This window comes from Microbacterium sp. JAI119, from assembly GCF_013410135.1.
In the GTDB taxonomy this organism is placed as follows: Bacteria; Actinomycetota; Actinomycetes; order Actinomycetales; family Microbacteriaceae; genus Microbacterium; species Microbacterium oxydans.
Genome location: NZ_JACCCK010000001.1, coordinates 245,028 through 257,980, shown reverse-complemented (window position 1 = coordinate 257,980; position 12,953 = coordinate 245,028). Strand labels below are relative to the sequence as shown.

The following is a 12,953-nucleotide window of genomic DNA, read 5'->3' as shown; positions in this document are numbered from 1 at the left end:
CGACTCTCAGGCGAGCCAGGCAGGGGCACGACCGCGAAGCAGGGCGCCGTCGATGGAGAAACGGCCGGCTCCCGTGAGCGCCAGCGCGAGCGCGGCGACACCGAGGACCGCGACGAACTCGTAGCCCCCGTCCCCGACCCACAGCCCGGCGGGGAGGTGCACGAGGAGAAGCGCCACCGCCATGTCGATGGTGAGCAGGATGCCGACCGGCCTCGTGAGGAATCCGATGATCAGAAGAATGCCGCCGACGAGCTCGAGGAACGCCACCAGCGGGGCGGCGATCTCGGCGAACGGCACTCCCATGCCGGCGAAGCTGCCGATGGTCCCGGGCAGCGTGAACTCGAAGATCTTCTGCGCGCCGTGGGCGGCGAAGATCGCGCCGACGACGACCCGGAGGACCAGGAGGCCGGTCGAGGCGGCGGCAGAGGGGGCTTTGGTGTTCGTCATGAGGAGTTCTTCCTTCGTGGCAGGACACCCGCGCGCCAGGCGCGGAGCAGGGTCGTTCCCTGCTCCCCAAGCTAGGAAGCGTTGCTTTCGGTCTCCTGGACGCGCCCGCCTACACCAGCCCCTGCACGCGGAACTGCTCCGAGTGGTACACGCTGTTGTTGCCCGTGTTCCATTGGCTCACGCTGAGGTGCAGGTCCGACAGGGTCGACCCGGGGATGATGTAGCCGCCGTAGAGCTGCGCGACGTGCGAGGCATCTTCCGTGTTCCACTCGGTGCCGGTGAGGAGAGTGGTCTTCGTGGCCGTGTAGAGGTTGTCGGTCGGCGTGTTCAGGACCATCGCGTCGATCCGATACGCGCCGGAGTTGAACCAGGTGAGAATCCACTTCCCGCCGAGCGGTCGCAGGCACATCTCACCGAACTTGCCGCCGAGCACCTCGGTGACGGGCTTGCCCCACCCCCATGAACCGTTCGCGAAGCCCCACGGTTGATAGGCCGAGAGCGTCGTCATGTTGTTCGACGGCACCCGGTACAGCACGATGCCCTTGTCGCGCTGGAAGCCCGTGCCGTAGATGTACACGTAGCCGTCGTTGCCCTCGCCCCACGTGATGCACTGGAACTTGCCGCCCGCCATATCCGCGGGGAACTGCAGCCCCGTGTGCTGCCAGGACGCGCCGTTGTCGTCCGACTTCCAGAGTTCCGTCCAGCGCACGGCTCCGAACTGAGGGCCATTGACGATCGCGTGCAGATACATTCGCGATCCGACGGTGATCACATCGGAGGGGATCACTGTCGTGAAGTAGGCGTCGTGCGGGTAATACCAGAGCTGCGGAGCGACGCCCTGCGTGTTCGCTCCGGCACCCGCGCTCCCGTTGAACGCGACTCCCGCGGCGAGGTTCGTCGTCGAGGAGTAGAGAGCGACGGGGGAACGCCAGTTCGCGCCGCCGACACCATCGGCCCACGTGTCGCCGAACATGAAGAGCATCCGACCATCCGGTGTGCGAGCGGGGATCCCGAGATCCGTGGCCCCGATGCCGTACTGCACGGGGCTCTGCGTGCCGGCGAGCACCTTGACCCTCGTCACGGACAGTCCGGCGGCGGCCGCGGGAGCGGGCCGGCCGGTCGCAGCCAGGAACGCCGCTCCCGCTACCACCGCTCCCTGCAGGACGCCCCTGCGGCTGAGCCATGACTCCTGGTTCTGTTCGATCTCCATCGATCTCTCCTCTCGCTGCCGCCGGGTGGCGGGTGCCGGTGGTGCTGCAGAGTGCTGCTATTTCAGGCCTGCCATCTTGATGTTGCCGATGATCTGACGCTGGAAGATGAGGAACAGGATGATCACCGGCGCTGCGGCGAGCACGGACCCGGCCATCAAGAGGCCGAGCTCGGTGCTGCGCTCGGACCGGAAGGTTGCGAGGTACTGCTGGAGCACGAACCGCTCCGGCGAGGTGATCGTCAGGATCGGCCAGACGTACGAATTCCAGTACGCGAGGAACGCGGTGATCCCCATCACGACGAACGGCGGCTTCGACAACGGCAGGAAGATGCGTACGAAGATGCCGAAACGACCGCAGCCGTCGAGCATCGCGGCCTCTTCCAAGCTCTTGGGGATGTTCAGGTAGAACTGCCGGATGAAGAACACCATGCCGGCGCTCGCAAGCCCGGGGATCACCAGCACGGCCAGCGTGTCGAGCATGGAGAGGCGGGTGACCACGATGAAGCTCGTGAGCAGGATCGTCATGCCGGGAATGAACATCGTCGTGATCACGATCGCCCAGATCGTCTTCTTGAACCGGAAGTCGAGGCGTGCGAAGGCGTAGGCGGCGAGCGAGTTCACGGCGAGACTGCCCACGGTGAACAGCACGGCACCGAAGAACGTCCACAACAGAGTGCGCAGGAACGTCGGATCGGCCAGGATCTGCGCGTAGTTCTGCCAGAGCCACACCTCGGGGAAGAACTGGAAGGGGGTCTCCACGACCTCGGTCTTCGACTTGAAGCCGGCGATCACCATCCAGGCGAGCGGAAACAGCGACGCGATGACGAACAGCGCACCCAGGATCACCTTGCCGATGACGACGAGCCAGCCTCCGGCGCTGCGCGGCGGCCTGGTCGAGCGAGGTTCTCTGCCGGCGAGCACGATGCGCGTGGTCTCCTGCATGACGGCCATCAGTCCACCAGCCTCTCGGAGTTGACGAACTTGAAGACGAGGGCAGAGATCGTACCCAGCACCACGAACAGCAACAGCGCTGCGGCGATCGAGTAGCCGACGTTCACATCGTTGCGGAAGTGGTTGAAGATGAACAGGTTCGGCAGGGTCGTGGAATCCAGCGGACCGCCCTGGGTCATGACGAGGGGCAGTTCGAACTGCTGGATCGCGGCGACGAAACCGGTGATGAGCAGGTACAGCACCACGTTCTTCATCTGCGGGATGGTGATGTACGCGGTCTTCTGGCCCCAGTTGGCCCCCTCCATCGCCGCCGCCTCGTAGTACTCCGCCGGGATGTCGACCATCGCGGCGACCATGATCAGCGAGGTCAGTCCCATGCCCAGCCAGATCGCCGGGACCGCGATGGCGAGGAGCGCCCACTTGGGATCACCTATCCAGGCGATCGGCTCGATGCCGAAGGTACCGAGGAAAGCGTTGAGAAGTCCGCCGGAGTAGTTGTAGATCAGCACGAAGATGATCGACGCGATCACGGCGGAGATGATCGTCGGGATGTAGATGCTGACCTTCAGGAGGCTGGCCGCCCGTCGAGACACGGTCACGACGAGGCTTGCGAAGAGGAACGCCAGCACGAGCATGATCGGCACGGTGAGGAGCACGAAGGCGAAGCCGCGACCGATGGTCGCGAGGAACAGCGGATCCTTGAGCACGTTGGCGTAGTTGCGGATGCCGACGAACTCCGGGTCCTTATAGAAGCTCCAGTCCTGGAATGACAGGTATCCGGCGTAGATGGCCGGCCAGATCACGAAGATCCCCAGCAGCACCACCAGCGGCAGCAGGAACCAGTATGCGGTCCTGTTGTCGCGATAGCGGTAACGGTTCTGCCGCTGCCGGATCGCCCGGCGTTCCTGCACAGCCTGATTGGCCATATCCACCTCGTCGTGATCTCGTGTCCTTCACTGTTCGGGGGCCGGGGCCGACCCCCGAACAGTGAGCGACGTCAGTTCTTTGGTGCCTTGTCGGACAGCCCGTCGCGGTCGATGACGGTCTGGATCGCCGCATTCGCGGTCTTGATCGCGTCATCCACCGAGGCGGAGCCCTTCATCACGGATTCCATCGCCGTGCCGACGGCGAGATTGACATCCCAGGGGTAGGTGGAACCGGGGATGGCGTCCGGCGCGATGTCGTCGACGATGATGCTCGACCACGGAGCGTCAGCGGCCTCTTCGCTCGCCGCGACGGCATCCTGCACGGACTGACGCACCGGCACCTTGGTGAACTGTGTGTCGACGAAGAATGGGACGAGGTTCTGCGGCTCGCCGCCGATCGCCCAGGCGAGGAATTCGCCGGCGGCTTCGGGGGCCTTGCTCTTCGCGTCGACAACCCAGGTGAAGTTGCCCATCGTGGTGGCTGTGCGGCCGTCCGCATCCGACGAACTCGGGAAGGCACCGACGCCGGTCTTGCTGAGCAGGTCGGTGTAGTCCGAGCCGATCTCGGACATCATCCACGAACCGGACACCTTGAAGGCGACCTTCTGCTGACCGAAGTCCTCGCCTGCGACGTATGCCGCGAGAGGCTGCTTGGGCATGTATCCCTTGTCCCACAGCTGCTGGTACTGCTCCATCAGGCTCCGGTAGCCCTCGTTGTCGATGTCAGGGGCGGTCCAGTCGTCGGTGAGCGCCAGGTGTCCGGCGAAGTTGTACTGCTGTCCGACGGTCGACCACGCCATTGTCACCGCATCCTGCGCCGGCGAGATGCAGTACTGCCCGTCGGAGAGCGTCGGCTGGATTTTCGCGCAGGCGGCGAGGAGATCGTCCCATGTCGCCGGGGCGCTCCCTGAATCGACACCGGCAGCGTCCAACATGTCCTTGTTCCAGAACAGCACGGTCTGAGGCTCGAGCAGCAGTGGATAGGCATAGTGCGTGCCGTCGATCTCGGAGATCGATTTCGCGTTGTCGAGGATCTCGTCGAGGGCGTCCTTCGGGACGATGGAGTCGAGTTCGTGCACCGATCCGGCGTTCACGAGGTCGTAGAGGTTGGCGGAGCTGGTGTAGACGTCCGGGGCCTTGCCTGCGGCCTGGGCCGCCTTCATCTTCTGGTCCCACGCGTCGGCGGGCACCTCGGTATCGACGACCTTGATCTTGTCCTGCGAGGCGTTGAACTTCTTCACGATGTCGGCGTACCACTCGTTCTCCACAGGCGTGAACGTCCGGTGCCAGAACTGCACCGTGGTGACGCCGTCCTCTCCGCCTCCGTCGCCGGCAGACTCCCCCGGCGTGCCGGAACCGCACGCGGCCAGCATGACGCCGACCGTGAGCGCGCCCAGAGCGGCGATCGCGGCCCTGCGCGTACGAGTTGTGATTCTCATGGGTTCCTCCTCAGGAACGGACTCCTCATCGAGTCGCTGCGGTGATCTCGGCTGCCGCCGACGGGCCCTGGTCGCATCCCTGGATCGTCGGTGATCGGGTATGCGCCAGAGTAGGCGAAATCGATTTCATACGCAAGGCATGATCCGTGCGTCGATCACTCTGCGCGCTCCAGGTCTGCGGAGAACCAGAAGACGTTGTACGGATCCCAGAGCGACAGCGTGAAGTAGATCCGACGTCCGCCGTCGCTCACGTATCGCGGATTCAGGTACGGCGAGTACAACCCGGGATGGTCCTCGCGGGGAACGAGTTCGATCGCCTCGCCCCACGGGCCCCACGGCGTGACACCCTCACGGATGTATGCCGAACCGGCATCCGAATAGGTCATGATCCAGCGGTCCAGATACGTCGACCACATCACCGAGAGCTCTCCGACCGTGCCTTCCAGAATCGTCTCGGCGTCGCGCAGGTCGTCGCTCCACTGCGGCGTCCCTCCTTCGAGACCTGCGAAGTACGAGTACTCCGACTGGTCTTCGACGGCGTCCTCGGTGGCCGGGACGCGCATCAGCTGAACACCACCGAATCGGCCGGACGGAATCGACCAGAAATAGATCCAGTCCGCGTCGCCGTCCCTCACCTCGGCCGTCGCGAACTGCACGAAGTTCGAGTCACCCGGCCACTCCACGCCTTCGACAGGGCGCCATGTAGATCCGAGATCCCGCGAGACGACGAGGGCGGAGTAGTTGGAATCCCAGGCTCCAGGGCTGCCCCAGAAACGCACCGACATGTACGAGACGTAGATCGCGTCTCCGACAGCGAAGCCGTAGGTCGGAATCTTCGTGACCTCGCCACCGGCGCCGTTCGCGTCGTGATCGCCTTCGATGAGGGGCGCGGCGAGGCCGACCTCATCCTCCAGCCACCCCTCGAACTCGATGCCGTCCGACGGGTCGTCGTCGGTCGTCCACGCAGCCACGTTCGAGCGCCAGAACCCGCCCTGCCCACCGATCGACCCGGGCTCGCGTTCGCCGAACGTGTCGCCGAAGAAGAAGAAGGTCTTGTCACCGACGTTCACCATCGATCCGAGGTCGGTGCCCGCGACCGAGACCGACTCCGTGTCGTTCGTGGCGCCAGGCCCCGTGAGCTGCGCGATCTCGGTGAGGCCGGACACCCCATCGAGCACGAACGGTTTGTCAGGATCGGGATCGACGATCACACCGCCCTCTCCACTGCACCCGACAACAGCGACGGCCAGAACGAGGGATACCGCCACGGCCACGCGGCGGAAGGCGACAGGAAGGAAGGCGACAGGGCTGGACATGATCCTCCTCGATCGACGTGATTCCTCGAATCTAGCGAAATCGATTTCAACACACTAGGGTCATCGACATGCTCGACTTCGCGACACCCCACTGGCTTCGGCCCTCTGGTGACGGCGCATCCGAGCCCCGGTGGGGACCTGTCGGCGGGCTCCAGGTCGGAATCCCGCCGACACCGGGGCCGCGCGGGCTCCTGCGCGTCTTCACCCCCTACCTCGACCACCCCCACGAGCGGCTGGTGAACTTCATCGCCGTGGAGCCGGTCCCGGAGGGCGCGACAGAACGGGGATTCTCAGAGATGGAGCCGAGCACGCTGGATCCCGGCAAGCAGGGCAAGAGGTTTTGGTCGGCGGACGATTCTGCAGGTGCGAACTCCATGCCGTCGACGGCCCCGGCCCGTGGACGGATCGGTACCGTCGAGGGCGTGGAGACGCTCACCGTCTGGATCGGCGTCGAACGCTTCGCCAACGGTGCGGATGTGAGTGTGAGGGTACGGTTCTTCGCCGACCGGCCGCACGAGGTGGAGGTCGCGGGGTTCACGAGGGCGACATCTGTGCCGCTCTCACACCTGATCCTCACCGCGACGATGGGCAATTGGGCACGACTGCGGCTGCTGCACCTGGCGGACCGCGTGGTGTCGCCTGCCGAGCTGTGGCCGGAGTTCTCGGGCACCGCGTTCACCGCTCACGGCCGCTTTCCGCTCGCCGACCTGACCCGCGACGGGGAATCGGCGATGGTGAGCGCCACCGGCGACGAGGAGGAGCCATGGTCCGTCGAGTACTCCGCTGATACCGCGGAACACTGGCGCTTCCTCGGTCGTCGAGCCGTGCAGACCTGGCGCGTGGATGACCCGCACCCGGCGCTCGAGGCAGTGGTCAACGCCCGCTGGTCCTATTGGGCGAGTTCTTCGCCGATCCCCGGGGGTCCCGCGTACGAGAACTTCGAGATCGTCGAACCGTTCCGCAATGGTGCGGCGTTCCGGTTCTCCGTGGAGCCGCTCTGATCGAGGCGCTGCCTCCAGGCGCTGCCTCTAGGCGCTGCCTCGCGGGTCCCAGAGCACGACCTCGGTCGAGCGGCGCAGGCGGCGACCGGTCGGCATGGGCACGACACCTGCGGAACCTGCGGCGAACACGCGCACGCCGGGGCGATTCTCCCGCTCGGTGCGCAGGGCGGCTTCGAGCACGGCGATCCGGTTGCGCAGCGCCCTGTTCTCGTCTTCGAGGTCGAGCAGACGAGCGATCGCGGGAAGGCTCGCCCCTTCGGAGGAGAGCTGTGCGACCTCGCGCAGCTGCTCGATGTTGCGAGACGAATAGCGGCGCGAGCCGCCCGAGGTGCGGCCGGGGACGACGAGGCCGATGCGGTCGTACTGCCGCAGCGTCTGAGGGTGAAGGCCGGAGAGCTCGGCGGCGGCCGCGATCGCGAACACCGGGGTGTCGGCGTTCATCATCGATTCCCCTCTCCTCTCCTACCCGTGTCTCTTGTCGTACGCGCGGACTCAGGCAGAGGCGCCGGAACAGGCGCGTTCTTCACAGAACGGCCTGATCCGGCGCGAACGCCTGTCCCGGCGATGTGATCCCGACGACTGCTCATCGCCGGGCCTTCGCCATCAACTCGGCTCGCGGGTTCTCGTCGGGCTCGAGCTCCTGGAACTTCTCCAGCGCCGCGCGTGCGGCCTCGTCGAGGTGCGTCGGCACCGCGACCTGGAGCTCGGCGAGCAGATCGCCCGTGCCCTTCGACGTCGCGACTCCGCGACCCTTGACCCGCAGCACCCGCCCTGAGGGGGTGCCCGGTGCGACGCGGAGCTTGACCACGTCGCCGCCGAGGGTCGGGACTTCGATGGTCGCCCCCAGGGTCGCCTCCGTGAAGGTCACGGGCACGACGACGCGCAGGTTGAGACCGTCGCGCGTGAAGACAGGGTGCGGGCGCACCGTGATCTGCACCACGATGTCACCGCTCTCCCCACCATCGGGCGAGGGCCGGCCGCGGCCGCGCAGACGGATCTTCTGACCGTCGGCGACACCGGCGGGGATCTTCACCTTGAACGGCTTGCCGTCTTCGCCCTGCAGCGAGATGGTCTCGCCCTGCACGGCGGTGACGAAGTCGAGCGTGGTGCGCGCGGTCACGTCAGCACCGCGCTGCGGCCCGCCGAAGCCGCGGTAGCCGCCGCTCGGCTGGCCGAAGCGTCCGCCGCCGAAGCTCGCACCCTGGCCCTGGTTGAACATCGCGAAGATGTCCTCGAAGTCCGCCGTCTGCCCTCGGCCCTGCTGGCCGAAACGGCTGAACACGTCTTCGAAGCCGCCTGTGCCCTGGCCGCCCGCCGTGAAGCGGGCACCGGAGCCCATGGCGCGGATCTCGTCGTACTCCTTGCGCTGTTCCGCATCGGAGAGCACCGAGTAGGCCTCGCTGATCTCCTTGAACTTCGCCTCGGCCTTGGCATCACCCTGATTGGAGTCCGGGTGATACTTGCGCGCGAGCTTGCGGTACGTCTTCTTCAGTTCTGCATCGCTGACGTCCTTGGACACCCCGAGGGTCTTGTAGAAGTCCTTGTCGAACCAATCCTGGCTGGCCATCGATCACCTACCCTTCCGGGACAGCGACGACGACCTTCGCAGGGCGCAGCTCGACATCACCGAGACGGTAGCCCACCTCGACGACCTCGAGGATCGTGGTCTTCTCGGCGCCGGGCGTCGGCTGCTGGAAGATCGCCTCGTGACGCTGCGGGTCGAATTCCTCGCCCTTCTCGCCGTACGCGACCACTCCGAGACGCTCCACGACCGTGCGCACCTTCTCGGCGATCACGGCGAAGGGCGTGCCCTCGACCAGATCACCGTGCTGGGCCGCGCGATCGAGGTCGTCGAGCACGGGGACCAGGCCCTTGGCTGCCTCGCCCTTCGCCCGCTCGATCTCGACCTGCCGCTGCTCTTCGGTGCGGCGACGGTAATTGGCGTACTCGGCCTGCAGACGCTTGAGGTCGTTCAGCAGAGTGGACTCGAGGTCGGCGAGCACGGCGTCTTCCGCCGCGGCCTCGCCGGTCTGGGTCGCGCCGAGGATGTCGTCGACCGTCAGGTCGTCGGGAGCGCCGTCTGCCGGGGTCTCGTCCGAGCCCTCGGCGGCCTGCGCATCGCGGGAGTCCTGGTGGTGCGGCGCGGGGCCGGATGCCTGAGCATCCGACCCCTCGCTGCGACCTTCGGCGGACTCAGGATTCTGGTTCTCGTCGAAGTTCTTGTCAGTCATGGTTACTTCTTCTCGTCCTCGTCGTCGACGACCTCGGCGTCGATGACGTCCTCGTCGGAGGAGGGAGCGTCACCGGCCGGGGCCTCGCCGTCAGCCGAAGCGCCGGCAGCAGCATCCGCCTGCGAGGAGGCGTAGATGGCCTCGCCGAGCTTGGACTGCGACTGGTTGAGCTTGTCGAACGCGGTCTTCACAGCGTCGTCATCCTCACCGGCCAGAGCCGTCTTGAGCGCGTCGACGTCGGCCTTGACCTCGGTCTTCACGTCTTCGGGCAGCTTGTCCTCGTTCTCGGTGATCAGCTTGTCGATCGAGTACGCGAGCGTCTCGGCCTGGTTGCGGACCTCGGCGGCCTCGCGACGCGCCTTGTCCTCGGCCGCGTGCTCCTCGGCCTCGCGCACCATGCGCTCGATGTCTTCCTTCGACAGCGACGAGCCGCCGGAGATGACGATCGACTTCTCGGTGCCGGTGCCCTTGTCCTTGGCGGACACGTGCACGATGCCGTTGGCGTCGATGTCGAAGGTGACCTCGATCTGCGGGATGCCACGGGGAGCCGGGGCGATACCCGTCAGCTCGAACGTGCCGAGCGGCTTGTTGTCACGCGTGAAGTCACGCTCGCCCTGGAAGACCTGGATCGCGACGGACGGCTGGTTGTCGTCTGCCGTGGTGAAGGTCTCGCTGCGCTTGGTCGGGATGGCCGTGTTGCGCTCGATGAGCTTGGTCATCATGCCGCCCTTGGTCTCGATACCGAGGCTCAGCGGGGTGACATCGATGAGCAGGACGTCCTTGCGCTCGCCCTTGAGGACACCGGCCTGGAGGGCGGCACCGACGGCGACGACCTCGTCCGGGTTGACACCCTTGTTGGCGTCCTTGCCGGTCTCGCGCTTGACGAGCTCGGCGACCGCGGGCATACGCGTCGATCCACCGACGAGCACGATGTGGTCGATCTCGGACACCTTGATGCCGGCTTCGCGGATGACGTCCTCGAACGGCTTCTTGGTGCGGTCGAGCAGGTCCTTCGTGAGGTCCTCGAACTTCGCGCGGGTGATGGTCTCGGACAGCGACACGGGGCCGGAGTCGGTCAGCGACAGGTACGGCAGGTTGATGCTGGTCGACGTCGAGGAGGACAGCTCCTTCTTCGCCTGCTCCGCAGCTTCCTTGAGACGCTGCAGGGCGATCTTGTCACCCGAGACGTCGACGCCCGTGGTCTCCTTGAACTGCTTGATCAGGTAGTCGACCAGGCGCTGGTCCCAGTCGTCTCCACCGAGGCGGTTGTCACCGGCGGTGGCGCGCACCTGGATCGTGGAGAAGTCGTCGTCCTTGCCCACCTCGAGCAGCGAGACGTCGAACGTTCCACCACCCAGGTCGAAGACCAGGATGAGCTCGTCTTCCTTGCCCTTGTCGAGGCCGTACGCCAGAGCGGCAGCGGTCGGCTCGTTGATGATGCGCAGGACGTTGAGGCCCGCGATCTCGCCGGCTTCCTTGGTGGCCTGACGCTCGGCGTCGTTGAAGTACGCGGGGACCGTGATGACCGCGTCGGTCACCGTGTCGCCCAGGTACGCCTCGGCGTCGCGCTTCAGCTTCATCAGGATGCGCGCGGAGATCTCCTGCGGCGTCCACTTCTTGCCGTCGACGTCGAAGGTCCAGTCGGTGCCCATGTGGCGCTTGACGGAAGCGATCGTCCGGTCGACGTTGGTGACGGCCTGGCGCTTCGCGGTCTCACCGACGAGCACCTCCCCGTCCTTGGTGAAGGCCACGACCGAAGGGGTCGTGCGGAAGCCCTCTGCGTTGGCGATGACCTTGGGCTCGCCACCCTCGAGGACGCTGACGACGGAGTTGGTGGTTCCGAGGTCGATACCGACAGCACGTGTCATGTGTTCTCTCCTTTGTTGGAAGTTCTCTTCGTGGGAAGTTCTCTGTGTCTCAGAAATCTGCGGCGATCAGGAAAACCTGAGTCGCGATGACTCAAGTGTACTTCGGCGTCGACGAGGAGTCAAATGAACTTGATATGAACTGGCTCAACTTTGAGGAAGGGCTCAGAACGGGGCCACCGCGAGGTCTTCGGTGAAGGTGACGGTGTTCTGCAGGGGCGGCCGGTCGACGTAGACCCTGCCGGTCGGACTCGTCCAGGCGTAGACACCGGCACCCAGAGCTTCGACCATCCACGGAGAGTGGTGTTTGAGCATGTGATGGCGCCGACAGAGGTGGCCGAGGTTCGATTCGCGAGTGGCTCCCCCGAGAGCGGCGTCGTGATGATGATCAATGTCGCAATCAGTGGAGGCATATCCGCAGGCGGGGAATCGGCAGCGCTGATCCCTCGCTCTCAGATGTCGCTTCAGATCAGACCCCGGACGATAGCGGTCGACTGCGAGAAGCGCGCCGGTGATCGGGTGGGTCAGCACTCGATCCCATCCGGAGGCCGCTCCGGCGAGCGCGCGAGCGGTCTCGAGGTCGATGGGAGTGCAACCGTTCAACTCGGCCGACGCCCCGCCGCCTCTGATCAGGGTGGTGACGGGAACGGTGATCGACACCGCTCCACGGACACCCGAGAGGAGCCCCTCGGGAGCGTCGTGCCCGATCGGAGCACCCGCGAGGAGCAGGTCGAGGGCGAGGTCGGCACGGAGCTGAGCGACGGTGCGCGGATCAGAGGTGCACGGATCAGAGGTGCACGGATCAGAGGTGCACGGATCGGTGGTGGGCGGATCGGTGGTGGCAACGGCCGATTCCGGACCCGAAGGTTCATCCGCTCCCTGCACGATCTTGGCCATCTGCGTCAGCCGGTCGAAGACGCCGTGGACGAGCGTCGACGGCCCGAGCAGGCCCAACTGCGACATCCCGTCGCCGACGTCTTTCACCCACACGGATCTCTTCTCCCGTGCGTCGAGGTGCCGGTCCTCGATCGACCGTGCCTGGAATCGTTCAGCCACCCGCCGAGCCATGCGGCCCACTCGCCCCGGAGACTCCGACTCGGCGAAGGCGATCACCTGCGTCGCATAGGCATCAAGAGTCGCCCCCTCATCGAGGTGTTCCCCGGCTTCGCAGATGACCCGGGCGTGCGCCGCACTGATGCGACCGGCGCCCTGCGCCTCCCAGACCAGTGGGAAGCGCTCCACGATCCATGCCGCGTCTGCCATCCGGCGCTGCACCGTCCGATCACTCACCCGCAGGGCGGCGGCGAACTCGGCAGCCACCGTGCGCGCCGACATGTCGCCGTGATCGGGATGCTCCGCCTGGTCGGCGACCTCGAGAGCGATCCGTGACCCCAACGCCAGGATGCCGTCGCGCGCGGCCTGCAGACTGCTGATCGTGCGCTCGACCTCGACGAGCATCTCGGTGAGCGCGGCGAGCGCGCCCACCTGCTCGAGCGTCGCGTCAGCCGGTGCCGTCATACCTGCAGTGAATCAGGGGCCACCGACATTCGAAGCCCCAGATCACAGC

General features: G+C 65.9%; 12 protein-coding genes. 1 reads left to right on the top strand and 11 read right to left on the bottom strand.

All coding sequences use genetic code 11. The features are described from left to right. Positions 1–6: 6 nt before the first annotated feature. From HDC31_RS01195 to HDC31_RS01170, 6 genes are all read right to left on the bottom strand, one after another. Positions 7–447, bottom strand: a complete 441-nt coding sequence (locus tag HDC31_RS01195) for a DoxX family protein (protein ID WP_058632328.1) — start codon at positions 445–447, stop codon at positions 7–9. A 109-nt stretch (positions 448–556) separates the two neighbouring features. Beyond that, a complete protein-coding gene (locus tag HDC31_RS01190) occupies positions 557–1,657 on the bottom strand; it encodes a DUF4185 domain-containing protein (protein ID WP_058632329.1) in 1,101 nt (366 codons plus the stop codon). A gap of 57 nt (positions 1,658–1,714) precedes the next feature. Next, positions 1,715–2,608 (bottom strand): carbohydrate ABC transporter permease, encoded by an 894-nt coding sequence (locus HDC31_RS01185; RefSeq protein WP_046748704.1) that lies wholly within the window; start codon positions 2,606–2,608, stop codon positions 1,715–1,717. After that, positions 2,608–3,534 (bottom strand): carbohydrate ABC transporter permease, encoded by a 927-nt coding sequence (locus tag HDC31_RS01180; protein WP_046748703.1) that lies wholly within the window; start codon positions 3,532–3,534, stop codon positions 2,608–2,610. The genes HDC31_RS01185 and HDC31_RS01180 overlap by 1 nt, the downstream gene beginning before the upstream one ends. Before the next feature lie 71 nt (positions 3,535–3,605). After that, positions 3,606–4,973, bottom strand: coding sequence for an ABC transporter substrate-binding protein (locus HDC31_RS01175; RefSeq protein ID WP_046748702.1), 1,368 nt, complete (start codon positions 4,971–4,973; stop codon positions 3,606–3,608). A gap of 155 nt (positions 4,974–5,128) precedes the next feature. Continuing rightward, positions 5,129–6,289 (bottom strand): DUF4185 domain-containing protein, encoded by a 1,161-nt coding sequence (locus HDC31_RS01170; protein ID WP_113681046.1) that lies wholly within the window; start codon positions 6,287–6,289, stop codon positions 5,129–5,131. A gap of 68 nt (positions 6,290–6,357) precedes the next feature. Here HDC31_RS01170 and HDC31_RS01165 point away from each other — a divergent pair, with 68 nt between their 5' ends. Then, entirely contained in the window at positions 6,358–7,290 is a 933-nt protein-coding gene (locus HDC31_RS01165) for a hypothetical protein (protein ID WP_233437342.1), read from the top strand. A 27-nt stretch (positions 7,291–7,317) separates the two neighbouring features. Here the strand turns inward: HDC31_RS01165 and HDC31_RS01160 are convergent, their stop codons facing one another. The 5 genes from HDC31_RS01160 to HDC31_RS01140 form a co-directional block, all read right to left on the bottom strand. Then, positions 7,318–7,731 (bottom strand): heat shock protein transcriptional repressor HspR, encoded by a 414-nt coding sequence (locus HDC31_RS01160; RefSeq protein ID WP_058632345.1) that lies wholly within the window; start codon positions 7,729–7,731, stop codon positions 7,318–7,320. 142 nt (positions 7,732–7,873) lie between these two features. Beyond that, the gene (locus HDC31_RS01155) at positions 7,874–8,857 is read right to left on the bottom strand and encodes a DnaJ C-terminal domain-containing protein (RefSeq protein ID WP_058632332.1); all 984 of its coding nucleotides are present in this window, start codon (positions 8,855–8,857) and stop codon (positions 7,874–7,876) included. A gap of 7 nt (positions 8,858–8,864) precedes the next feature. Beyond that, positions 8,865–9,521: a nucleotide exchange factor GrpE gene (locus HDC31_RS01150; RefSeq protein ID WP_046748698.1), complete on the bottom strand. Its 657-nt coding sequence runs from the start codon at positions 9,519–9,521 to the stop codon at positions 8,865–8,867. 2 nt (positions 9,522–9,523) lie between these two features. Then, positions 9,524–11,389, bottom strand: coding sequence for a molecular chaperone DnaK (gene dnaK / locus HDC31_RS01145; protein WP_113681045.1), 1,866 nt, complete (start codon positions 11,387–11,389; stop codon positions 9,524–9,526). 162 nt (positions 11,390–11,551) lie between these two features. Next, positions 11,552–12,904 (bottom strand): HNH endonuclease signature motif containing protein, encoded by a 1,353-nt coding sequence (locus HDC31_RS01140; protein WP_113681044.1) that lies wholly within the window; start codon positions 12,902–12,904, stop codon positions 11,552–11,554. Between the last annotated feature and the right edge of the window lie 49 nt (positions 12,905–12,953).